Source organism: Leeuwenhoekiella aequorea, from assembly GCF_004104375.1.
Lineage (GTDB): Bacteria > Bacteroidota > Bacteroidia > Flavobacteriales > Flavobacteriaceae > Leeuwenhoekiella > Leeuwenhoekiella aequorea.
Window position 1 is genome coordinate 198,429 of the sequence record NZ_QOVM01000001.1, and the last position, 24,419, is coordinate 222,847.

Below are 24,419 nucleotides of genomic sequence, written 5' to 3' on the forward strand. Positions count from 1 at the left end.
CTATGCGTGTTTATATAAAAAGTGTTGTACTTATCTTGATTTTGAGCCTTTCAGCTTGTAAATCAACAAAAAAAGTTACTGCTACTAATGATGATCTGGCGTCTGCTAAGATAATTGCAAGTCACTATGAGACCCATCCACAGTTTGAGACTTTAGCGGCACGTTTAAAAATAAGATATTCAGATCCAGATAGAACGCAAAGCGTTACCGTAAGTCTGCGTATGCAAAAAGATGAAACCATCTGGATGAGCGCCTCTGTTTTAGGTATATCCTTAGCAAAAGCGATGATAACTAAAGATCGTGTTCAGTTTTATGAGAAAATCGACGGGACTTATTTTGATGGAGATTTTAAACTACTTAGCGATTTGTTAGGTGCAGAACTAACCTATAAGCAAGTGGAAGGATTGCTTCTGGGAGAACCCATTTATGATTTACGTGAAGGTGGTTTTAGCGCAGGAGCTACAGGATCACGTTATCTCGTGGCGCCAAGACAGCAACAAAATTTATTTAACTTGTTTTTCTATTTAAATGCAGGAGCATTCACACTGCAAGAACAACGACTTACACAAGCTAAAGAGCAAAGAGATTTGACGATTAAGTATGGAGATTATACCAGAGAGCAAAATGGATATTTCCCTACAGAAGTTACTATTATAGCTCAGGAAAAAGATAAGGAGACCCGTGTAGATATAGAATACAGAGGCGTGGACTTTAACACAGAGGTAAGTTTTCCGTTTAGTATTCCAGATGGTTTAAAAGAAATAAAACTTTAATGCAGTTGAAGCAGGTTCATAAATTAAGTTTGGTAGCAGCAGTACTTTTTATTCTAGGAAGTAATGCTTTGTGGTCTCAAAATGATAAACAAGCAGAGCTTGAGCGCCAGCGCCGTACGTTAATGGGTCAAATAGAAGAATTAAGTAAACTGCGGAAGAGTAACAAGAAAAAAGAAATTAGTGTTTTGAGTCAGGTTGAAGATCTTGATTCTAAAATAAAAACCCGGCAAAACCTAATTAAGGTTACAAATAGTCAGGCCAATTTATTAACCCAAAAAATTAATCAAAATCTAAACAGGCTAACTACTTTAAGAGACGAACTCGAAAAACTGAAGGAGGATTATGCAGGCATGGTTCAGAAGTCTTACAAGAGTAAAAGTAGCCAAAGCCGAATTATGTTTTTGCTTTCATCTAAAAGCTTTTTACAAGCATATAAGCGGGTGCAGTATATGAAGCAATACAGCAATTACCGCAAAAAGCAAGGAGATCAGATCAAAGAGCGCACCGCTTTACTTCAGGAAACAAATAAGAAGTTGGCTTTGCAAAAAGAAGAAAAACAAAAACTGGTTGCACAGAATAAGATTGAACAGGAAAAACTTGAGATAGAGCGCAAACAACAAGACGAATTGGTCTCAAAAATTAGAAAACAAGAATCTACCTATGTTGCGCAAATACAGGATAAACAAAAAGCGGCAGACCGTATAGACAAAGAAATAGATCGTTTGATTAGAGAAGCAATTGCAGCTTCTAAAAAAGAGTCTGGAGCAGAAGCAGCAAAAGAAAGCAAAACTAATGTAAGTAAGATGCCTACCTTTTCGCTTACCCCTGCCGCAAAAGCGCTCGCTAATGACTTTGCTTCTAATAAAGGTAAAATGGACTGGCCTGTTGAACGTGGTAGAGTTTATAAGAAATTTGGGACGTCAAAACACCCTACACTTCCTAATATAACCACCTATAATAGCGGTGTGGAAATAGAGACAGCTCCCGGAAGTATTGCAAGGGCTACTTTTAAAGGTACTGTGCAACAAATACAATTAATACGTGGTGGAGGCTATACTGTTTTAATTCGCCACGGAAACTACCTAACGGTTTATCAAAACCTTAAAAATCTGAAGGTAAAAGTCAATGATCAGATAGCTACCAAGCAGGCACTGGGTGAGATTGCAGAGAATTCCTTTAATGGTAAGACAATTATTAAATTTCTAGTCTATAAAGATTCTGAGCGTTTAAATCCTGAAGATTGGGTTTATAATATGTAGTATGTAAATTGTTCAGATTTAAACGCAACGCTATTGATATTGTGTCATCTACAATTTAAACAAGATGTTGAGAAACCTTAAGCTTTTAGCAGTATGTATTTTGTTTGTGATGACCTCTTGCGCTGAAGATGTTATAGATTCACGGCGAATTCGTGTAGCCGGCCGATTAATAGATGGCATGGGCTTTCCTGTTTCTGACATAAATATCACCTCAGGATCAAAGACAACAATTCTGGGCGCTTCAGCTTCAGAAATCACAGGTAATTTCGATTTTGTTTCTTTAGAATCAAACCGAGGAGAATTTCAAATACAAATAAATTCTGGTGCACAAAGAGATAGCCTATTTGCTGAGGTTATACTCGTTAACGATTTAAGTTCACCCAATCGATCCCGATTAAATTATGATTTAGGTGACATTATAGTAAAACCTACCGCATTTCTCAATTTAAAAACGCAGAATACCAGCGGAACTTTAGATACCTTAAAGATTTTATTAGACTATACATCTAATTATTGCTCTTTAGAATTAGATAATGACAAAGAACTTTTAGCAAAGCGTAGATGTTACTCCACACATACCAGCAGAATCACCCTACATGAGCAAGATTCAAATTATGATATGAGGTTAACTTCAGTAAAAAATGAAATTGCCAGACTTTATTATCGTTTTAATAATGATTATCAGCAGGTTGTTGAAATCCCACTAACTAATACTGAAAACACGTATGTTTTTGAATATTAGGTTATTTTTAATAGGAATAGGTTTTATGATTTGTAGTGCAGTAATGTGCGCTCAAGACACTACATCGGCAGCTTCTTATAGCTATAAGCGTAAGGGTTTTATAAATACGCAATTGTATATACCTAATGCTATAGGGTCTAATTTTGTATCAGATGGTATGAAGGTAAAGCCGGGATTTAAACTTAGTGCCCTAGGTCGTATATATCCTAAAGTCCTTATAGGAGTTCGCTATTCCATATTTGAAGCCGAAATAACACAATCGGAATTTACGGGAAGTTATGAAAGGAGCAGGGTGTTTCTAATAGGAGGAGATATCGGTTATCAATTTGATCTCCTGTCTAATCTTGATTTAATAATTACAGCCGGAGGAGGCTATGTAAGTTATTTAGGAATTAAAGATGATCTAGACTTTAGAGATTCTGGAGGTGCAATCTGGCTGAATCCCGAATTGAGCTATTCTATATTTAAATGGCTAGCAATTACGGCAGGAGTTGAAATACGCGCAGATTATCTAAATATAAAAACCGCTCCTCAGCTAGAGGGGAATTTTAATCAAGTTACCTATCTCAATTTAGGAAGCGGTCTTCGGTTTATGTTATAAGATTATTCAAAAATAGCTTTGAGCTCGGTCGCATCAGAAGCTTTCATTTTTCCTGCAAGTACAAGACTCAGTTGCTTTCTGCGTAGTGCCGCATCATATCGCGCAATTTCTTGCGTGGTCTCTGGTTTAATTTGGGGTATAGGTACAGGTACACCCGTATCATCAACGGCTACAAAAGTATAAATTGCATCATTCGCTTTTGATTTTAAGCCACTCTCGCGGTCTTCTACCCATACATCAATAACAACTTCCATCGAAGTCTTGAAAGCCCGGGAAATTGAAGCTTCTACAGTAACGACACTACCTAAAGGTATCGCTTTATTAAATGCAACGTGATTAACAGATGCTGTTACAACAATTCGTCTCGAGTGACGTCTGGCTGTTATACTCGCCACACGATCCATACGTGCCAGAAGCTCACCACCAAACATATTGTTAAGTGGATTTGTCTCATTAGGTAAGACAAGATCTGTTTGCGTAGTGCGCGATTCTGAAGGTGTCTTTGTTTCCATAGATTAATTTTTGCGCAAAAGTAATACGTTTGAAAGGATTGAGAAATGAAAAAGCCTCCAACTTGGAGGCTTTTATTTTATATTTTACTGAAGATTAATCGATTTCCTGAATAAGCATCCAGGCATTAGGATTATCTGAAGTACGTATTTTTCTTAAATCATTAAGAGCTTCTGTGCGATCTGTATAACTTCCGTATACTACTTGGTGTAACCCAAATCTATTTTCGCCTATCGCTCGTGCTTTATATCCTGCTTCACGCAATTCTTTTACGCGACTTACAGCATTCTCTTCAACTCGAAATGCACCTGCTACTAAGTGATAACTTCCTTTAGGTTTGAAGGCATTTAAAGTAACAGCCGGTAAGGGGTTATCGATTGTAAAAGTGGCGTGTTGTATTGTATTTTCAACTTGTTTCTTGGCAACTTGCTCTTGAGCAAAATTGTAATCTGCAATATCTTTAAAGTGTAAAAAACCTAAAGTACCAGACAAACCAATAGCCAAAAGACCTACAGCAGCATATCTTAGCCACGTATTTGTACGTCTGGCCGTTGTAATATGGATAGGTGCTTTTTCTTCTAGGGCTTCAACTTCTTGTTTTAATACTTCACGAGTTACCGGTGTGGTTTGAAAAGAAGCAAGTCCAAAAGAGTCAGTCAAATAATTTGTAACGGTAACTGGTTCAAATTTAATTTGTGAAGTTTCATTTTTAGATAATGAACCTATTTTATCCAATAAAATAGTCTCTCCGTTCAATATGCGGGTTTCCAAAGAATAAGCATAAACCTGAACTTTAGCTAATGCTTCAGAATAGCTAAGATTTTCTGCCTTAGCAACATAATCTGCTAACAAGCCATCATTTTCTTTTAACTGAGCATTAAATGAAATGCGCTTTTTTGGCGGAAAAAAAACATTTTTCTCCATATCGTGATATGCCGAGGTTCTATGAGCTAGAAATGCTCCGAAACCCGGAATGATCACACATTCGTAACGGTAAAGCAGGTCGCTTATGTAAGTTGAGTAATACATAACGTAAAAATAAAAAAAAATGCGATTGAGCTTTACAACTCATCATTGAATTGTCAACAATTTTGCAATATCTTTAAAGACAGCTATTTAATAAAATGAATCAAGAGCAATTACACGCATTCTTAACTTTACAACGTATTCCTAATCTGGGAGATACCTCCATTAAAAGACTTATAAACAGATTTGAAACTCCTCGGCAGGTTTTAGACCAAAAGAAGCAGGTTTTGCTAGAGGTAGATGGTATAGGAGCTCATAAATTAAAAGAGTTTTATAACAAAAACCATGCGCTGGAAGCTGAAAAAGAGTTGAGGTTTATTGAGCAAAATAATATCTCGTATAGTAGTTTCCTAGATCCAGAATATCCAGAACGTTTAAAACACTGTATCGATGGTCCTATTTTATTATTTAAAAGAGGGACTTCTAATTATGGTGCTAAAAGAGTTATTTCTATTGTAGGAACACGTAAAGTCACCACTTATGGAATCGAATTTATAAAACGATTTATTGAAGACTTAGCACCATTAAACCCTTTAATAGTTTCGGGATTTGCTTATGGAGTAGATATTAATGCGCATAGAGTAGCCCTAGATTGTGGCCTAGAGACCCATGCAGTTTTGGCACATGGACTAAATCAAATCTATCCTAAAATACATCAGAAGTATGTAAAAAGTCTGGAGAGTCAAGGTGCCTTCATTACAGATTTCTGGAGTTCTGATAACTTTGACCGAACAAATTTTTTAAGGCGTAATAGAATTATTGCCGGTATAAGTGAAGCAACTGTGGTTATAGAGAGTGCAGATAAAGGCGGTTCTCTTGTAACTGCAGATATTGCAAACTCCTACAATCGTGATGTGTTTGCGGTGCCGGGAAGACCAGATGATCTTCAAAGTTTGGGGTGCAATAATCTTATAAAATCTCAACAAGCGCAATTAATTACTTGTGCAGCAGACTTAATTTATATGCTTAACTGGAATATAGAAAATACATTTAAACCGGTTCAAAAACAGCTTTTTGCATCTCTTAATGCAGAGGAGGAATCGGTTTTTAATTTCTTAGAAAAAAAAGGCAAAGAGCAATTAGATTTGATAGCCCTTAATTGTAATATGCCTACATTCAAAATTGCAAGTATTCTTTTAAATATGGAATTAAAAGGGGTCGTGAGACCCCTTCCGGGTAAGCAGTTTGAACTTGCCTAATATCCTAGTTTTGTGCGTACGCGTTCTAAAACCTTATTTGCGGTTGCACGTGCTTTTTCAGCACCTATTTTTAGTACTTCATCAATCTCATCTAAATTGGTCATATAGTGATTGTAGAGAGCACGTTCTTTATCAAAGCGCTTAAGAATAAGTTCATACAAAGCTTTTTTTGCATGACCATAACCATACCCGCCACTTAAATAATTTTGGCGCATTTGATCTAACTCTTCAGGCGTAGCAAGTAGTTTATAAATAGCAAAAACCTTACACGTATCAGGATCTTTAGGTTCTTCTAAGGGGGTGCTGTCTGTTTCGATACTCATTATTTGTTTTTTCAATTTTTTATCAGATTGAAATAAAATAATAGTGTTGCCTTTACTTTTACTCATTTTATCACCATCTGTGCCCGGGATGTACATCGTCTCCTCGTGTAACTTGAGCTCAGGAATAACAAAAGTATCACCCATTTGAGCGTGAAAACGAGAGGCAACATCGCGTGTCATTTCGAGGTGTTGTGATTGATCTTTACCCACCGGTACAATCTCTGCATCATATAACAGGATGTCTGCCGCCATTAGCATAGGATAGGTAAATAGACCTGTATTAACATCATCAAGACGATCTGCCTTATCTTTAAAACTGTGAGCCAGTTTTAAGCGCTTGTAAGGATAAAAGCAACTTAAATACCAGGTTAACTCTGTAGTTTGAGGAATATCACTCTGGCGGTAAAAGACTGTTTTATTTATGTCAAGACCACAAGCGAGCCAGGTTGCTGCAGTCGAATAGGTGTTATTTCTAAGTGTTTCTCCATTTTTTATTTGTGTAAGAGAATGCATATCTGCGATGAATAAAAAAGATTCATTTTCTGGCTGATTCGCCATGTTGATCGCAGGAATAATAGCTCCTAAAAGATTTCCTAAATGAGGGGTTCCTGTACTTTGTACACCAGTTAATATTCGTGACATTTTTTACTATAATTTTGCGCAAAGTTACCCCTTTTGGCTAATTAACTCCTTTAAAAATGCCTATTTTTGAGCGACTACAATCTCATTTAAATTTCAGTAATGCCCTTTTAGGTTATCCCGTATGATTAGCATTCTCCGTAAATTTATTACCCTTCTCTGGCGTATTTGGTTTTATATTCTTCTTGTAATTCCTATAATCGTCATGTTTCCTTTTCTTGTCATATCTGTTGCCAAGGATACGTGGTATCCATACTTTTTTAGAATGGCTCAATTTTGGGCTCGATTTATACTATATGGTATGGGATTTTGGCCGCAGATAAAAAGACTTCAAAAAACGAAACGCGGTAAAAGCTATATGTTTGTTGCTAACCACACCTCGATGGCTGACATTATGTTAATGCTACATGTTGCTCCTAATCCATTTGTATTTGTAGGAAAAAAAGAACTTGCGCGTTTTCCTTTATTCGGATATTTTTATAAGCAAACCTGTATTCTTGTAGATAGGGGAGATGCAAAAAGTAGAAGGGCGGTTTTTGAGAGTGCACAGCGCAGACTCAATCAGGGATTGAGCATTTGTATTTTCCCTGAAGGAGGTGTCCCTGAGGATTTATCTATTGTACTTGATAGTTTTAAAGATGGAGCATTTAGATTAGCAATAGATCATCAAATTCCTATCGTGCCTATGGTGTTTTACGATAATAAAAGAAGGTATTCTTATGACTTCTTTACGGGTTCTCCAGGAAAGATGCGTGTAAAAGTGTTGCCGTTTATAGAAACTCAGGGAAAAGTGGCAAGTGACAGAAGAGCCTTGCGAGATGAGACCTTCACAGCAATTCATAAAGAGTTATTACACGACTTGGCTTTAAAAGTCTAGTTTATACATAAAAAAAAATCCGCCCTAACCAGTGGCGGATTTTCTAATTATTACTTGGGTAATAATTAAGTTAACCAACTAAATAAACTAACCAAACCTTACTTTTATATTAAAACCTAAAACTTACTCCTGTATAGAGACCTAAGTAATACGGCTTAAAATCACTAACACTTTTAGTATATGCGTTAAGTTGATATTTAAACATAGGCTCTAATTTAAATTGTACTTTATCTGTAAACTTATAATCGATACCTAGACCAGCATTTGTACTAAAACTGGTATTGTTGAGACTATTAGATTTTCCAAGTTCAGAAACCAGATTGCCCTCTTCTTCAAGAAAGATTGAATTCTTATTCAAAAATAAAGAGCTTATGCCCCCTATAAGTTGAAGACCCACTTTCTTATTTATAAGTGCATATTCAGCTTCTATAGGTATCTCTATGTAACCTAAATCTTGACGCAAAGAAGTGTTTTTTTGAGAAACTATATTTGTTGCAAATTCAGTTTGATTATTACTTGGCAAATTAGGTAAGCCTTGAATATTGTTATTGTCAAGCTGTATAATTTTTGAGTTTTCATTATAATCAATACTACTAATCATCGCAGTAGGATTTCTGGCACTAATACTTGGTGTAAAGCCTATCTGCTCTGTAGTATAACCTAAATCAACTTTATTAATACCCGATCTTACCGTGAGTCTATTGGTAACAGCATAACTCACTTGAACCCCATAGCTCAAGTTAACATCTGCCTTTTTGGTATTGTCAGAAAACTGCTCGCTTATCCCAGATCCACTGAAACTATCGTAATAAACAGGTGCTACCATAGGAGTAATACCCCACCGTGTTAACCTTGCAGATTCTGTGTTGTCTTCAGAAGCAGCCACTGCGGCATTCGTTTTTTTATTTGCTAACTGTTGTAAAGCATCTGGATCAATATCTTCTGCGGTCTGGTTTTCTGTAGATTTTGAAGTTGCAGATTTATTTTGAGCAACTGCTGATTCAACAGCATCATCTTTACGGGAGAGGTTAGTGTTAATTAGTGCCTCATTCGGTTTTGTTGAAGTGTCAGATGCAGTTGTTTTTGAATTTACAACTGGAGTATTTTCAGAACCTTCTAAATTCCCGGTTTTAACTACGGAAGAATTTCTAGGAAATCCTTGATTGTTATTAACCACAGCAGTTTTTTTGAAGGTGCTTTCATTTCCAGTATTTATTCTTTCATATTTGTCAACCGAATATTTTTCGTTGGCTTTAACTGAGGTTGATTCAGTAGATGTTGCATCTTTTTCAGTGTCTCTAGATTCCGGGTCGGTTGTTGCATAACCTTCAGATCCATTTTTTTGAATAGAATCTGGAGTAATGTTTTCTTCTTGATTAACCAGTTGAGGTGTATTTATTTTGTTTTCCGTTTTAAACCAAAATGTACCTGCTAGTAGTAACAAGATCAAAACTGCTGCTGCACCGCTTAATTGAAACCATAACGGAATTATGCGTTTTTTCTGTTTATTTTGTTGCGCAGCAATACCTGCCCAGACATTTTCACTAGGCTCAATGGTAAAGTCTTTAAACTTTTCCTGATACAAACGATCTATTTTTTTCTTATCCTTCACCGCGTTGAAGTTTGTATATGTGCATTAGTTTGAAAGTCTATTACTTTCTCTTTTAAAATCATTCGGGCACGTGCAAGATTAGACTTGGATGTACCTTCTTTAATTTCTAGCATTTTTGAGATTTCTTTGTGAGAATAGCCGTCTAATGCATATAAATTAAAAACCAACCGATACCGGTCGGGGAGTTCTTGTACTATTTGAAGTAAAAAATTAAGCGGGATCTCGTCGTCATCGACCTCAACATCCGCTTCTTTGATATTTTCTTCGTTTATTATTTCAAAAACAGCTTGTTTTCGGTAGCGCTGTAATGCTGAGTTTATTACAATGCGTTTGAGCCATCCTTCAAAAGAGCCTTTACTTTTAAATTGACCTACCTTTTGAAAAATTATAATAAAACTTTCCTGCAAGATATCTTCTGCCTCACTGTAGTTGCGGGCATATTTTAAAGCAACGGGAAAAAGTATACCTGCAAATTGCCGGTACAATGCTTCTTGTGCTTTAGATTTTTGACGTTTGCAGTCAATAATGAGCTGTTCTAAACTCACATTTTTAGATTATTAAAATTTATGGTCGCTTTACAGGAACTTCCTCAGTTATATAAGTAGGCTCGTCATTAGCGTCGAAGCCGTTGAAAAATTTAAATACATATGTATAATTATAAAGCACCTCAAAATTTAAAGTTGTTTCTACCGTGTCTGTAGTAGGTAAGCAATTCTCACTTTCTAAGACTTGATTTACTATAAATATTAAGCGGGTACTATCTCTACGGTCGTATTCAAAGCCATAAAAGGCATTGCAGTCTGTAGGGGAAACGTAGCTTATTGGAAATTCATAGTTCTTTCCAAAAACAAGTGAATCTGGTAACTCGTATTTTGCTATGGGTACAAACTCATAGCTAACGTTTCTACCATCGTCATCTAATGAACAGCTAACCACTAAAGTTAGCAGAGCGAGTAATAAAAAAACCTTTTTCATCATTATAAATATCTTCTTTTACAAAGAAGATACCTAATGATAAAAAAGGTTGCGTAAAAAATTAATAATTAAAGTTACTATGCTGAAGTAGCAACTTTTATAGCATCTTTAATTTTAATTTCTAATTCTTCTAATAGGTCCGGATTGTCTTTAAGTATTGCTTTTACAGCATCACGGCCTTGTCCTAATTTTGTGTCTTGATAGCTAAACCACGATCCACTTTTATTTATAATCTCATATTCTACACCTATATCAAGAATTTCACCCACTTTTGAGATTCCTTCACCATACATGATGTCAAATTCTGCCTGGCGGAATGGTGGTGCTACTTTATTCTTAACCACTTTTACACGGGTTTTATTTCCTTGTACTTCGCCATTAGAATCTTTGATTTGTGTAGAACGACGTATATCTAAACGCACAGAGGCATAAAATTTAAGTGCATTACCACCGGTAGTAGTTTCTGGATTACCAAACATCACACCTATTTTCTCTCTTAACTGGTTAATAAAGATAACTGTACAATTGGTTTTACTTATTGAGCCGGTAAGTTTTCTTAAAGCCTGAGACATTAATCGTGCGTGTAACCCCATTTTAGAATCACCCATTTCTCCTTCAATTTCACTTTTAGGAGTTAATGCTGCAACCGAGTCAATTACAATAATATCAATTGCGCCCGAGCGTATAAGATTATCTGCAATTTCTAGTGCTTGTTCACCATTATCTGGCTGTGATATAATTAGGTTTTCTATATCTACTCCTAATTTGCCAGCATAGAAACGATCAAAAGCATGTTCTGCATCTATAAATGCTGCGATGCCTCCTTTACGTTGCGATTCAGCAATTGCATGTAAGGTAAGCGTAGTTTTACCAGAAGATTCTGGGCCATAAATTTCTATAACTCTACCTTTTGGAAGTCCGCCAACACCTAAGGCAATATCAAGACCTAGTGAACCTGTAGAAATAGCTTCAACTTCTACAATAGCATTATCACCCATCTTCATAACTGTTCCCTTTCCGTAGGTTTTATCCATTTTGTCAAGGGTAAGTTTAAGAGCTTTAAGTTTTGCTTCTTGCTCTTTACTCATTGCAACTTCTTCTTTTTTTGCCATTATAGTATTGTTACAATCTCAAATAAACTCTTAATTTAAGTAAAAATCAAAGGTTTATTATTTTGATCTGGATTTATCTTTTAAGCTGCTAAATTACTATTTCTTTTTGATGACTACAATCAAATTGAGGCTAATTATTGGAAAAATTCCACCTTCAGGATGTTTTATTGAAAATAATAACTCATAAATTGGAATATATCCTAGCTGCATCATTCTAGCATGTTTATACGCAACCATATCTATTATTGTGTATCTACTTGATAAATATACATATGATACATATGCAAATTTCAATGTGTTATACAAATTGCGACTATGCTGTTCGTTATTTGTCATGCACAGCAAAACTGGACGGTGGTTAGTAGTAGTTAATTTTTGATTTCAAATAAATTAACAATGAATTAGCCGTTCAGGAAACAGCCTTCAATCGTATTGAAGGCTGTTTTTGTTTTAAACACATACTAATTGATAAGACTCCAGGGTCTATAAGTGGTATCTCTATAAAAATCCTTATTTTTGCGCCACTTTTAACCTTATAAAATTAGTATAGCATGCAACTGTACAATAAATTAAGTGCGAAAGAGCGGGCGGCGCTTATTGATGAAGCTGGTGAAGACCGTTTGACTCTTTCGTTCTATCAATATGCAAAAATTGGTAATCCACATCTTTTCAGAGACCACCTCTTCATTGCTTGGGATTCTATGTCTGTTCTAGGTCGTATTTATGTAGCGCATGAAGGGATCAACGCCCAACTTTCTGTACCGGCAAAAAACTTTGAAGCCTTCAAATCATTTCTAGATAACATTAATTTTCTCAAAGACGTTCGGTTAAATATTGCTATAGAACAGGATGCAAAATCCTTTTTAAAACTCAAAGTAAAAGTGCGTGATAAGATTGTAGCAGATGGTCTTAATGACGACACATTTGACGTTACAAACAAGGGAATTCACGTAGATGCACAGACTTTCAACGAACTTATTGAGTCTGATGATGTGGTTCTGGTAGATATGCGTAACCATTACGAGAGCGAGATAGGACATTTTAAAAATGCTATAACTCCAGATGTAGATACTTTTCGTGATAGTTTAGACCTTATAGAAGAAGATTTAAAAGATCACAAAGAAGATAAAAAGTTGGTAATGTATTGTACTGGTGGTATACGCTGTGAGAAGGCGAGTGCCTATTATAAACATAAAGGTTTTAAACAGGTATATCAATTAGAAGGAGGGATTATTGAATATGCGCGGCAGGTAGAGCAGTTAAAACTGGAAAACAAGTTTAAAGGAAAAAACTTTGTATTTGATCACCGTCGTGGCGAGCGTATTTCTGATGATGTGATTTCTAATTGTCACCAGTGCGGAAAACCTTGTGATACACACGTAAATTGCGCTAATGAAGCGTGTCACTTGTTATTTATACAATGTGAAGAATGCTCAGACGCGATGAGTCTAACGTGTTCTGATGAGTGTAAAGAGATTATTGCGCTGCCTTATGAAGAACAAAAAGAACTGCGGAAGGGAATCCCTAACAGCAACAAGATCTTTAAAAAAGGAAGGTCAGAAAAGTTGAAATTTCAACGTAAAGCATAAAAAAACGCCGGCAAATGCCGGCGTTTTTTTGCTATAATAAATTTTGCATCAACTTTTAGACTGACTCAAGATAATTTTCTAGAACAGGAACCGACTGAAAATTAGAATTTAGAACTTTATGTTAGTGCTCTTATGAAAAGCATTTTTGTTTGCTGCCATTGCCAATAAGATTTACTATATTTTTGCATGTCTAAAATGTTATCTTTAGCAGCAATTGAAACGAAAAAATTTCGTTTTAAAGAATACAAATCAAAAAATCCTAATTTACTTTAAATTAGAGATTTACTAAATATAGGATCTCATGGCGTGTGGAAGTTGTGGTACGACCGTAAACGGTCAGCCACGTGGTTGTCAAAATAATGGTACCTGTGGTACAGATGGTTGTAATAAATTAACGGTTTTTGACTGGTTAGCTAATATGAGTTTGCCAGATGGGCAAGAACCATTCGATTTTGTAGAAGTCCGTTTTAAAAACGGTAGAAAAGAGTTTTTTAAGAATGTAGATAATCTTCAAATTAACATTGGAGAAGTGCTTGCGGTACAGGCAGCATCAGGTCACGATATAGGTATTGTATCACTTACCGGTGAGCTGGTACGCATTCAAATGAAGAAGAAAAAAGTTCCATATAATACAGACGAATTTTTAAAAATATATCGCAAAGCAAATCAAAAGGATGTAGAAATCTGGCAGGAAGTAAAAGATCGCGAGGAAGCGATGAAAGTGCGCTCCAGACAAATAGCAATCCGTCTTAACCTGCATATGAAAATCTCTGACATAGAATTTCAGGGAGATGGTTCAAAAGCTACTTTTTACTATACAGCAGAAGAACGCGTAGACTTTAGACAGCTTATTAAAGAATTTGCGCAAGAGTTTAGAACACGTATAGAAATGCGTCAAATAGGTTTTAGACAAGAGGCTGCACGTCTGGGCGGTATTGGCTCTTGTGGTCGTGAGTTATGCTGTTCAACCTGGTTAACAGATTTTAGATCTGTTACAACAAGTGCCGCTCGTTATCAGCAACTCTCCCTTAATCCTCAAAAACTTGCAGGACAGTGTGGTAAATTAAAGTGTTGTCTCAATTACGAGTTAGATGCTTACTTAGATGCATTAAAAGACTTTCCGAAGACAGAACAAAAGCTTAAAACCGAAAAAGGTACTGCGGTATGTCAGAAAATAGATATTTTTCAAGGACACTTGTGGTATGCTTATGAAGGTGAGTGGATGAACTGGCATAAGCTTACAACCACTCAGGCAAATGAAATATTAGAATCAAATAAAAAGAATGAACCTGTTGCAAGTCTTGAAGAATATGCTGCAGAACTTCTTTCTGACACTAAAGTAGATTTTGGAAACGTTGTAGGGCAGGACAGTTTAACGCGTTTTGATAAACCTAAACCTACGCGCAAAAAGTCTAAAAACCGCAGAAAAAAATCTAACTACCGTAAAAAAGGGCCAAGTAACAATGCATAAATTTTGCTATGCACTTTTAATAGTAATGTGTTTTTCCGCTTGTGATGAGAAAGCTATTTTTCACGAGTACAAGAGCTTACCCAATTATTGGGAACGCGACTCTGCGGTAGTTTTTAATATCAAGGAGCTTGATAGCATAGAAAAGTATAATTTATTTATAACGTTAAGAAATACAAATGATTATGATTATAGTAATCTGTTTGTGATTTCAGAATTACAGTTTCCTAACGGAAAAACTATTTCAGATACTTTAGAATACGAGATGGCCCGACCAGATGGTTCTTGGCTGGGTACGGGTTTTGGAGATTTAAAAGAAAATAAGCTTTGGTATAAAGAAGCATTTCGGTTTTCAGAATCTGGAATGTATCAAATACGATTAAAACAGGCTATGCGTCGCAATGGTAGCGTGAATGCTATTCAACAATTAGAGGGTATTGAAGATGTGGGAATACGCATCGAAAAAATAAATGAATATAATGGCTCAGAAGAATAAGAAGGCAGTTAAACAAACTAAAAGTAATGCACCGTATATAAGGGGTTTTTGGATTCTATTTTTTGGATCTTTTGGAGTGCTGATTCTTATTTTTCTATTAGCATCCTGGGGTGTGTTTGGAAGTTTGCCCACTTTTGATGAATTAGAAAATCCCGAGAGTAATCTTGCTACTGAAATTCTTTCTTCAGACGGAAAAACTTTAGGAAAGTTCTATAATGAAAACCGTACACCGGTAAAATACAATGATTTACCACAAAATTTAGTTGACGCTGTAGTTGCTACTGAAGATAGACGCTTTTATGACCATTCTGGGATAGACCTTAGAGGTACAATGCGTGCTGTCGCATATATGGGGTCAAAAGGAGGGGCAAGTACAGTTACACAACAATTAGCAAAACTACTTTTTTCTGACACACCTAGTAATACGTTAGAGCGACTGGTGCAAAAAGTAAAAGAATGGATAATCGCTACCCGCCTAGAAAGACAATATACAAAAGAAGAGATAATCACCATGTATCTGAACAAACAGGACTTCTTGTTTCAGGCTGTGGGTATACGATCTGCTTCTAAAATCTACTTTGACAAAGAGCCTATAGAACTACGACCAGAAGAGTCTGCGGTAATTGCCGCAATGCTTAAAAATCCAAGACAATTTAATCCCCATAGAGAGATTTCTAAAGACAATGCTTTAGAACGACGCAATACGGTTTTGGCACTTATGGCAGAGACTGGTAAGATTACAAATGTGGAGCGCGATAGTCTAATGGCGATGCCTATGAAAATTAATTTTTCTCCTGAAGGTCACGCAGATGGTATTGCTACATACTTTAGAGAATACCTTCGGGCATTTATGGCAGACTGGATTAAAAATAATCCTAAAGGTAAAGATGCAGACGGCAACCAAGAGTTTTACAATATTTATCGTGATGGTCTGGTTATTACAACTACTATAGATTCTCGTATGCAACGTTATGCAGAACAATCTGTAACCGAGCATATGGAAAATTTGCAGCGCGAATTTGACAGGCAAAATGAGCGCAATAAAACAGCACCTTTTAGAGATATCACACAAGAAGAGGAAGAGAAGATTTTGTACAGAGCAATGCGTACTTCAGATCGCTGGAGAAAAATGGCAGCTAATGGTATTTCTGAGGCAAAAATTAAAGCTTCATTCGATATTAAAACAGATATGCGTGTTTTTGCGTGGAAAAATGGTGTTTCAGAAATAGACACGATTCTTACACCTAAAGATAGTATACGTTATTATAAACGTTTTTTAAGAGCGGGCCTAATGAGTCTTACGCCACAGACGGGTGAAGTAAAAGCTTGGGTGGGCGGTATTAATTATAAGCACTTCCAATACGATCATGTTAAAACAGGAAAAAGACAGGTAGGTTCTACCTTTAAGCCATTTTTATACGCTACTGCTATAGATCAGTTGCATTTATCTCCTTGTGATACAATTCCAAATATACCATACTGTATACCGGCAGGTGAAATGGGAGCTCAGCGAGACTGGTGTCCTGATAATTCTGGCGGTCAATATGGTGGTATGGTTACTCTTAAAAGTGCTTTGGCCCAGTCTATAAACACTGTTTCAGCGCGTTTGATGCATAGAGTAGGCCCACAAACAGTAATAGATTTAATAGAAAAACTGGGCATTGATACAGAAAATATACCGGCAGTACCTTCTATTGCTTTGGGAACTGCAGATATTAGTTTGTTTGAGATGGTATCTGCTTATTCTGCTTTTGCAAACAAAGGGGTTCACGTAGAACCACAGATTGTTTCCACTATTGTAGATAAAAATGGAACTGTTTTATACCAAAGCATCCCGGAAGCTAAGGATGTATTGAGTAAAGAATCTGCATATGTTACCGTAAATCTTATGGAAGGAGTTACACAATATGGTTCTGGTGCACGTTTGCGCTCTGGACCTATTAATAGCGATGTTTACAAAAAAGTAATTACCGGTCACCCGTATAGATTCAAAAATCCTATTGCTGGCAAAACGGGAACTACACAGAATCAAAGTGATGGTTGGTTTATGGGCATGGTTCCTAATTTGGTTAGTGGTGTGTGGGTAGGAGGAGATGATAGATCTGTACACTTTTCTTCAATAACATATGGTCAGGGAGCAACGATGGCTTTACCAATATGGGGTAGTTTTATGAAAAAATGCTACGAAGATGAAGATCTTAAAATTTCTCAGGGAGCATTTGAACGACCAGAAAATTTATCTATACGTATAGATTGTTCAGAGTCTGAAGCTAGCTCGCATCAATCAGATATTTTAGACGAACTTGACTTCTAATAATGAGAATGAAGATAACTTCTATTATTTAAATAGAATACTATAAAATCTTGTAAAAATATTGTTGTTGCATTAGTTGTTTCGTAATTTTCTGTATCTAAAATCAGAAAATGATAATTAAAACAGTGCGTTCAGTTTCAGAGGCCTTAAATGGCGTTTCTGATTCAATGACAATGATGTTTGGGGGCTTTGGCCTTAGTGGGATTCCAGAAAATGCCATATCAGAATTAGTCATATTAGGTGTAAAAGAGTTAACATGTATTTCTAATAATGCAGGTGTTGATGATTTTGGACTTGGATTATTACTTCAGAAAAAGCAAATCAAAAAAATGATTTCTTCCTATGTGGGAGAAAATGCAGAATTTGAGCGCCAAATGTTAAGTAACGAACTTGACGTAGAGCTTATACCGCAAGGTACGCTGGCAGAGCGTTGCAGAGCAGCTCAAGCTGGATTTCCGGCTTTTTACACACCCGCAGGATACGGTACAGAAGTTGCCAAAGGCAAAGAAACTCGAGAGTTTGACGGTAAAATGTATGTTCTGGAGAAAGCTTTTGAGGCAGACTTTGCTTTTATCAAAGCTTGGAAAGGAGATGAAGCCGGGAATCTAATCTTTAAAGGCACAGCACGTAACTTTAACCCAAATATGTGCGGCGCAGCAAAAATAACAGTTGCAGAAGTAGAAGAGCTAGTACCTGCGGGAGAACTCGACCCAAATCAAATACATATCCCAGGTATTTTTGTTCAGCGTATTTTTCAGGGAGTTAATTATGAAAAACGTATCGAACAGTTAACAGTAAGACAGAGATAATTTCAAAAATTAAGATTAACCGTAAAACATATATAATGGCACATTTAAGATTAGGAGATATAGCACCAGACTTCACAGCAAACACTACTGAAGGAGAAATTAATTTTCACGAGTGGTTAGGAGATAGCTGGGGAATTCTATTTTCACATCCGGGAGATTATACTCCGGTTTGTACAACAGAATTAGGTACAGTCGCAAATTATTATGGAGAGTTTCAAAAACGCAATGTCAAGCCTATAGCTATAAGTGTAGACAGCGTTGAGGATCATATGGGCTGGATTAAAGATATTAATGAGACTCAGAATACCACAATGAATTATCCAATCATTGGTGATGAGAGCCGTAAGGTTTCTGAGCTTTATGATATGATACATCCTAACGCAAGTGAAAAAGCTACCGTACGCTCTGTATTTGTAATAGGAGCAGACAAAAAAATAAAATTAACGCTTACCTATCCACCATCTACAGGGCGTAATTTTGATGAGATATTACGTGTAATTGATTCATTACAACTTACAGCTTATCACAAAGTAGCCACACCAGCAAACTGGAAAGATGGCGAAGATTGTGTGATCTCACCTAGCGTAAGCAATGAGCAGATACCAGAATTTTTCCCAAAGGGTCATACAGAAATAAAGCCTTATTTGAGAATGACACCACAACCCAATAAATAATGCTAGATAAAAACGGAATCGCTAAGCGTATCGCTCGTGAAGTTAAAGATGGCTTCTATGTAAACCTGGGGATAGGTATTCCTACTCTGGTTGCTAATTATGTTAGAGATGACATAAATGTGGAATTTCAGAGTGAAAATGGCATTTTAGGTATGGGACCTTTTCCATTTGAAGGTGACGAGGATGCAGATCTTATTAATGCCGGAAAACAAACTATAACTGCATTAAAAGGAGCATCATTTTTTGACTCTGCAACCAGTTTTTCAATGATACGTGGTAAACATGTACATCTTACTATTTTAGGCGCGATGGAAGTTGCAGAAAACGGAGATATTGCTAACTGGAAAATACCAGGTAAAATGGTAAAAGGTATGGGTGGAGCGATGGATCTTGTAGCGAGTGCAGAGAATATTATAGTTGCAATGATGCATACAAATAGGGAAGGTGAATCAAAACTTTTAAAGAGATGTTCTCTCCCGTTAACAGGTGTAGGTTGCGTTACAAAAGTAGTGACTAATCTTGCTGTTATAGAAGTGACATCAAAAGGATTTAAGCTTCTTGAGCGTGCACCCGGAGTTTCAGTAGATGAAATAATTAAAGCTACGGAAGGATATCTGGAAGTGTCTGCAGAGGTTCCGGAAATGATTTTAGCATAGAAACCCAAATATATAGAATAAAAAAAGCCGCTGATATCAGCGGCTTTTTTTATTCTATATAGTACTCATATTATCGCTAAAAGAACACATGTCTCTTTTTTGACGATTAAGTGTGGTCTAGAATAGATTAAAAGCCATAATTTTTAACATATTTTAAATAAATTGTTTGAAAAGTTTGTCTGTAGATAAAATTAAAATTAATTTAGTCGCTCCCAATTTAGGATTTGGAATAAGCATTTATAAGAAGTCCTTTAAATTATTACTTAATTTCAGAGCAGGAGTGTTTTGATGTTATGATTTGTTAATAAGCCGCAGGGGGAGCCCGGCGGTTTTTTTTTATATTTATACTAAAGTTGTTAATGTATCGTTAAAGCAGAATAATCTATACTAATATGCACACACTATCTGAAGTTAAAAGCGCTAAGGCAAGAACATTAAATACTGTTCTAAAAGATACTTATGATACTACGCGTAGTATTCTTTACCTTTTTAAGAAAGTATTTCTGTTTATGTTTTAAATCCCTTTGGGTATTGCATCTATAAGCGCCTTAGTATATGCGCGCTGCGGATTCTCATAAACTGCATCTGCTTCACCGGTTTCTTCAAAAATTCCGTTACGCATAACAAGTAAACGGTCGGAAATATATTTTACTACGGCAAGGTCGTGAGAAATAAATAAATAGGTAAAACCATAAGTGGTTTTTAAGGTATTCAATAGGTTGAGTACTTGAGCCTGAACCGAAATATCTAAAGCAGAAACAGATTCGTCACAAACAATAAATTTAGGACGTACAGCAATTGTACGCGCTATACCTATACGCTGGCGTTGACCACCACTAAATTCATGGGGATACCGGTTAAAATGCTCAGGAAGCAATCCTACCTCTTCAAGCAATTTAATAGCCTCCATTTTACGTTCACTTGAATTTTTATAAAGCTTATGTACCTGCATAGCTTCAGTAATTGAGCGTCCTACAGTTAGCCTGGGGTTTAAAGAAGAATATGGATCTTGAAAAATAATCTGAATATCTTTACGTAGTGATCTTAATGCTTTTGAAGAAAGAGCGGTAAGGTCTGTCCCCTTATAAAAAATGGATCCAGATGTGGTGTTATCGAGTTGTAAGATGAGGTTTCCTAAAGTTGATTTTCCGCAGCCAGATTCACCTACTAAGCCTAATGTTTCTCCTTCGTAGATTTTAAAACTAACATCATTTACAGCTTTTAGAGTTTCGGTCTTCCCAAAAAACGAAACCTTTGAGTAGTATTCTTTTGACGCATTTTTGATTTCGAGAAGCGGTGTTTTGCTATAAATCCTTTCGTGCTCCTGAGAACGGGTTTCTTTACTTACTGGTTGAGAAAGAGCTTTACCACTCAGAAAATCTTTGACAGTAGGTAGTTTAGCTAATCGTTCTTTTGTTGAAGGGCGGGCATAAATTAGTGCCTTTGTATAGTCTTTCTTGGGAGTTTTAAAAATGGCTTTGGCACTACCTTCTTCTACTATTTTTCCGCGGTACATAACGAGTACGCGATTTGCAATCTCACTCACTAGAGACAGATCGTGTGAGATGAATAAAATGCTCATTCCGGTTTGTTGCTGTAAATCTTTGAGTAATAAGATTATTTCTTTTTGTACAGTAACATCAAGAGCGGTAGTAGGTTCATCTGCTATAAGAAGTTTAGGTTTACAGGCAATAGCCATTGCGATCATAACTCGTTGTTTCTGCCCGCCACTTATCTCATGAGGGTAAGCTTTAAATGTTGCTTCAGGTCGGGGTAATTTTACCTGATTTAAAAGACGTAGTGTCTCTTCTTTAGCTTCTTGTTTTGTACAATTTGTATGTCTTAGCAAAACTTCGGTAACTTGCTTGCCACAACGCATCGATGGATTGAGCGAACTCATAGGCTCTTGAAAAATCATCGAGATTTCATTACCTCGTATTTTCTGCAGTTCTTTCTCATTTTTAGTTAATAGCGATTTTTCTTCAAAAAGAATCTCACCAGATTTTATATCTGTATTTCGCTTAGGAAGTAATCCTAAAACAGCAAGATTTGTAACCGATTTACCAGAACCCGATTCTCCTACAATTCCTAAAATCTCGTTAGGAAAAACACTAAAAGTAATATTGTGAAGCACAGTATTGATTTCGTGCTGCTTTCTGAAGCCGAGAGTTAGATTATTAACGGTAAGGAGGGGTGAATTTTGCACGATATAAATTTACAATTTTAAAAATTTGGACAGTTTCTAGACACTAACCACTTCTTCATTTAAAAGTAATGCTTCATTACGAAGGCGTAAAACAATCTGAGCAACTGCAACCACATCCCGCTCACAATATTCAACGATGCGTGTAATATCTTTTTCTAAATAGTAAACATCCCTTACCTGACTTCCATCTATATCTGTTTTAGGAGACGGTATATTTAAAATTTTGGTAAGCAATTTTAAAGATGTGAAGTGTTTATAATCACCAAATTTCCACAATTCAAGCGTATCCAGATGTGGTATTTCCCAAGGCTTTTTACCGAATAAATCCAGTTTATAGGGGAGTTTTATTCCATTTATTATCATACGTCTCGCGATAAATGGAAAATCAAATTCTTTTCCATTATGTGCGCATAAGACATGCTGAGGTTTATTAAAATGTTCTGAAAGTAACTTTTTAAAATCAAGTAATTGGTTCTTCTCCGAACCTTGAAAAGAAGTGGTTCTAAACGAACGAACGGTCTCTTTAATAGTAAAATAACCCACCGAAATACAAATTATTTTACCAAACTCTGCCCAGATTCCTGCACGATCATAAAATTCTTCTGCAGTATAATCTTCTTTGCGCTGATATTGAGTTTTATCTGCATATAAATCTTGAATTTCAGGTTCCAGACCTGTAAAATTCTCAAATTGAGGAACCGTTTCAATATCAATAAATAGAATGTGTTCAAGATTAAGTTTAGACAACATATGATTGATTTTCAGTTGATTTAAGAAAGGCAATAAAATTCTAAATTTAACTTAAACGAATTATAATCAAAAGTTTAACTACAAATAAGACTTAAAAAAGTGTGTGTTGGGTAACCGGACTTTCGTGAGCTAAGAGCCATTTTTTTCTCCAAATTCCACCAGCATATCCCGTCATAGAATTATCGCTCCCAATCACACGATGACAAGGAATTATAATAGAAATAGGATTTTTACCGTTAGCGGAAGCTGCGGCTCGTATGACTTTAGTATCTCCCAGATTTTTTGCCATCTGTAGGTAAGATGTGGTTTTTCCGAATGGAATTTCTGCCAATTGATTCCACACGCTCTTTTGAAATTCTGTGCCTTGTGGATTGAGTTTAATGGTAAACTCGTTCAAAGTACCATCAAAATAATTTTTTATTTGATCAACAGCATCCCTTAAATCACTAGGAATTTCATCAGTTTCTAATGACTTATTTTGATTCTCAACAAATTTTATTACTGAAATACCGTCTTGATCTCCTTGAATAAGCAGAATGCCCAATGGTGTTTCTAGAAAAGCTTGAACCATTATTCTGGCTTGTCGATATCTTCATTTTTGACATTCACGTCGTGCTGTGGTGATAATTCGACAGTTTCAGGCTCATCCGGAATTTTATCCAGAACGATTCCCATACGTTTTGCGCGACGCTCCCAATTTTTCCGTGCTTGCACCTGCATATCTTCAATAGTGTCGCTCTCATCCATTATTTCAAGCCCTAAAAGGGTCTCTATGATATCTTCCATAGTAACAACACCTATCGTATTTCCAAAGTGATCTGTAACGAGCGCTATATGTCCTCTGCTGGTGACAAAAGTGTCAAAAAGCTGAGGTATGGGTTGATCTGCATCTACAATTAGAATATCGCGTTTAATATCAGAAAGTAGCTTCTCTCCGTGTTCATCTACTATTTCTTCCAGCACGTCATCCTTCAAAATAAAGCCGGTAATATTATGTGATTTTTCACTGTATACCGGTATTCTGGAAAACTTGAGATGAGGATGCTCTTTTTGAAATTGTTTTAAGGTTTTAGTTTCATCTTCAGTGATAACCACAGGAAAAGGAGTCATAACATCTTTGGCCATCACAGATTTAAAAACAAGTAGATTTTTAATAACTGTTGTTTCATTGTCTTCAAAAACACCTTCTTTTTCTGCGGCGTCGGTAAGAGCCATAAATTCTTCTCTACTCATCGTGCTCACATGAGCAGATTTCCCAACGAGTTTAGTGACTTGTGTAAGCAGCCATAAAACACCGGTATATTTTAAGAAGATTATTATTAAGGTGAGTGTTTTTGCTGTAAAGTTCCCTAGTGATTTCCAGTAAGTCGCTCCAATAGTTTTAGGGATTATTTCTGAAAGTATAAGAATCAACAAAGTCATTATTGTTGACACGATAGCAACAAAATTAAGACCCAGAAAAGAAAAGTCCCATCCCGAATCTAAAGCCATTTTTCCGGCTTGATCTCCTACTAAAATAGCACCTACGGTATGTGCAATTGTATTAAGCGTAAGAATCGCAATTAGTGGCTTATCGATGTCTTTCTTAAAGTTTGCAAGTGTTTGTGCATATCGATGCCCCTCTTTAGTTTTTATACGAATAAAGCTGGGAGTTATACTTAACAAAACTGCTTCTAAAATAGAACAGAGAAAAGAGAAAAATATTGAAATTAGGGCAAATGCGATGAGTAAAGCCATTGGTTGTGTTTGATTTGTGATAAAGATACCACAATCAAAATAGCTTGCAAACAGGTTAAGAAAAGCTTAGGT

The 24,419-nt window shown here is 36.2% G+C and carries 24 protein-coding genes; 13 read left to right on the plus strand and 11 right to left on the minus strand.

Annotated features, from left to right (window positions below; genetic code table 11):
* Positions 1-2: 2 nt before the first annotated feature.
* From DSM00_RS00840 to DSM00_RS00855, 4 genes are all read left to right on the plus strand, one after another.
* On the plus strand, positions 3-773 hold the full coding sequence (locus DSM00_RS00840) for a DUF4292 domain-containing protein (RefSeq protein ID WP_128756128.1): 771 nt from the start codon (positions 3-5) through the stop codon (positions 771-773).
* Complete coding sequence (locus tag DSM00_RS00845) at positions 773-2,032, plus strand: murein hydrolase activator EnvC family protein (protein ID WP_128756129.1); 1,260 nt, start codon at positions 773-775, stop codon at positions 2,030-2,032. Before DSM00_RS00840 ends, DSM00_RS00845 begins: the two co-directional genes overlap by 1 nt.
* A 64-nt stretch (positions 2,033-2,096) precedes the next feature.
* Positions 2,097-2,774, plus strand: coding sequence for a hypothetical protein (locus tag DSM00_RS00850; protein ID WP_128756130.1), 678 nt, complete (start codon positions 2,097-2,099; stop codon positions 2,772-2,774).
* On the plus strand, positions 2,764-3,375 hold the full coding sequence (locus DSM00_RS00855) for a hypothetical protein (protein ID WP_128756131.1): 612 nt from the start codon (positions 2,764-2,766) through the stop codon (positions 3,373-3,375). The genes DSM00_RS00850 and DSM00_RS00855 overlap by 11 nt, the downstream gene beginning before the upstream one ends.
* A 2-nt stretch (positions 3,376-3,377) precedes the next feature.
* Here DSM00_RS00855 and DSM00_RS00860 read toward each other — a convergent pair whose 3' ends face one another.
* Together DSM00_RS00860 and DSM00_RS00865 are read right to left on the minus strand one after the other, a co-directional pair.
* Entirely contained in the window at positions 3,378-3,887 is a 510-nt protein-coding gene (locus tag DSM00_RS00860) for an acyl-CoA thioesterase (protein WP_128756132.1), read from the minus strand.
* Between the two features lie 94 nt (positions 3,888-3,981).
* Positions 3,982-4,914, minus strand: coding sequence for an HU domain-containing protein (locus tag DSM00_RS00865; RefSeq protein WP_128756133.1), 933 nt, complete (start codon positions 4,912-4,914; stop codon positions 3,982-3,984).
* A 95-nt stretch (positions 4,915-5,009) separates the two neighbouring features.
* On the opposite strand from DSM00_RS00865, the gene dprA reads away from it, so the two are divergent.
* Entirely contained in the window at positions 5,010-6,110 is a 1,101-nt protein-coding gene (dprA, locus tag DSM00_RS00870) for a DNA-processing protein DprA (RefSeq protein ID WP_128756134.1), read from the plus strand.
* Here the strand turns inward: dprA and trpS are convergent.
* Positions 6,107-7,075, minus strand: a complete 969-nt coding sequence (gene trpS / locus DSM00_RS00875) for a tryptophan--tRNA ligase (RefSeq protein ID WP_128756135.1) — start codon at positions 7,073-7,075, stop codon at positions 6,107-6,109. The two genes, dprA and trpS, sit on opposite strands and share 4 nt — an antisense overlap.
* 121 nt (positions 7,076-7,196) lie before the next feature.
* Between trpS and DSM00_RS00880 the strand changes: the two genes are divergently transcribed.
* Entirely contained in the window at positions 7,197-7,949 is a 753-nt protein-coding gene (locus tag DSM00_RS00880; RefSeq protein ID WP_128756136.1) for a lysophospholipid acyltransferase family protein, read from the plus strand.
* Positions 7,950-8,058: 109 nt separating this feature from the next.
* Here DSM00_RS00880 and DSM00_RS00885 read toward each other — a convergent pair whose 3' ends face one another.
* The 4 genes from DSM00_RS00885 to recA all read right to left on the minus strand — a co-directional run bounded on the left by DSM00_RS00885 (position 8,059) and on the right by recA (position 11,624).
* The gene (locus tag DSM00_RS00885; protein WP_128756137.1) at positions 8,059-9,561 is read right to left on the minus strand and encodes an outer membrane beta-barrel protein; all 1,503 of its coding nucleotides are present in this window, start codon (positions 9,559-9,561) and stop codon (positions 8,059-8,061) included.
* Entirely contained in the window at positions 9,558-10,106 is a 549-nt protein-coding gene (locus DSM00_RS00890) for an RNA polymerase sigma factor (protein WP_128756138.1), read from the minus strand. Before DSM00_RS00890 ends, DSM00_RS00885 begins: the two co-directional genes overlap by 4 nt.
* A gap of 19 nt (positions 10,107-10,125) precedes the next feature.
* The gene (locus DSM00_RS00895) at positions 10,126-10,536 is read right to left on the minus strand and encodes a hypothetical protein (protein ID WP_128756139.1); all 411 of its coding nucleotides are present in this window, start codon (positions 10,534-10,536) and stop codon (positions 10,126-10,128) included.
* A gap of 77 nt (positions 10,537-10,613) precedes the next feature.
* Positions 10,614-11,624 (minus strand): recombinase RecA, encoded by a 1,011-nt coding sequence (gene recA / locus DSM00_RS00900; protein ID WP_128756712.1) that lies wholly within the window; start codon positions 11,622-11,624, stop codon positions 10,614-10,616.
* Positions 11,625-12,199: 575 nt separating this feature from the next.
* Here recA and trhO point away from each other — a divergent pair.
* From trhO to DSM00_RS00935, 7 genes are all read left to right on the plus strand, one after another.
* The gene (gene trhO / locus DSM00_RS00905) at positions 12,200-13,237 is read left to right on the plus strand and encodes an oxygen-dependent tRNA uridine(34) hydroxylase TrhO (RefSeq protein WP_128756140.1); all 1,038 of its coding nucleotides are present in this window, start codon (positions 12,200-12,202) and stop codon (positions 13,235-13,237) included.
* Positions 13,238-13,538: 301 nt separating this feature from the next.
* Positions 13,539-14,708: a PSP1 domain-containing protein gene (locus tag DSM00_RS00910; protein ID WP_128756141.1), complete on the plus strand. Its 1,170-nt coding sequence runs from the start codon at positions 13,539-13,541 to the stop codon at positions 14,706-14,708.
* Positions 14,701-15,201 (plus strand): gliding motility lipoprotein GldH, encoded by a 501-nt coding sequence (locus tag DSM00_RS00915; protein ID WP_128756142.1) that lies wholly within the window; start codon positions 14,701-14,703, stop codon positions 15,199-15,201. The genes DSM00_RS00910 and DSM00_RS00915 overlap by 8 nt, the downstream gene beginning before the upstream one ends.
* Complete coding sequence (locus DSM00_RS00920) at positions 15,185-17,515, plus strand: penicillin-binding protein 1A (protein WP_128756143.1); 2,331 nt, start codon at positions 15,185-15,187, stop codon at positions 17,513-17,515. The genes DSM00_RS00915 and DSM00_RS00920 overlap by 17 nt, the downstream gene beginning before the upstream one ends.
* Before the next feature lie 110 nt (positions 17,516-17,625).
* Positions 17,626-18,324, plus strand: coding sequence for a CoA transferase subunit A (locus tag DSM00_RS00925; protein WP_128756144.1), 699 nt, complete (start codon positions 17,626-17,628; stop codon positions 18,322-18,324).
* Positions 18,325-18,359: 35 nt separating this feature from the next.
* The gene (locus DSM00_RS00930; RefSeq protein WP_128756145.1) at positions 18,360-18,998 is read left to right on the plus strand and encodes a peroxiredoxin; all 639 of its coding nucleotides are present in this window, start codon (positions 18,360-18,362) and stop codon (positions 18,996-18,998) included.
* A complete protein-coding gene (locus DSM00_RS00935) occupies positions 18,998-19,654 on the plus strand; it encodes a 3-oxoacid CoA-transferase subunit B (RefSeq protein WP_128756146.1) in 657 nt (218 codons plus the stop codon). Before DSM00_RS00930 ends, DSM00_RS00935 begins: the two co-directional genes overlap by 1 nt.
* Positions 19,655-20,168: 514 nt before the next feature.
* Here the strand turns inward: DSM00_RS00935 and DSM00_RS00940 are convergent.
* The 4 genes from DSM00_RS00940 to DSM00_RS00955 form a co-directional block, all read right to left on the minus strand.
* A complete protein-coding gene (locus DSM00_RS00940) occupies positions 20,169-21,860 on the minus strand; it encodes an ABC transporter ATP-binding protein (RefSeq protein WP_128756147.1) in 1,692 nt (563 codons plus the stop codon).
* Positions 21,861-21,896: 36 nt separating this feature from the next.
* Complete coding sequence (locus DSM00_RS00945; protein ID WP_128756148.1) at positions 21,897-22,610, minus strand: 3'-5' exonuclease; 714 nt, start codon at positions 22,608-22,610, stop codon at positions 21,897-21,899.
* Between the two features lie 91 nt (positions 22,611-22,701).
* On the minus strand, positions 22,702-23,181 hold the full coding sequence (locus tag DSM00_RS00950) for a methylated-DNA--[protein]-cysteine S-methyltransferase (RefSeq protein WP_128756149.1): 480 nt from the start codon (positions 23,179-23,181) through the stop codon (positions 22,702-22,704).
* Positions 23,181-24,347 carry a CNNM domain-containing protein gene (locus DSM00_RS00955; protein WP_128756150.1) on the minus strand — a complete coding sequence of 389 codons (1,167 nt, stop codon included), beginning with the start codon at positions 24,345-24,347 and terminating at the stop codon, positions 23,181-23,183. The genes DSM00_RS00950 and DSM00_RS00955 overlap by 1 nt, the downstream gene beginning before the upstream one ends.
* Positions 24,348-24,419 lie beyond the last annotated feature (72 nt).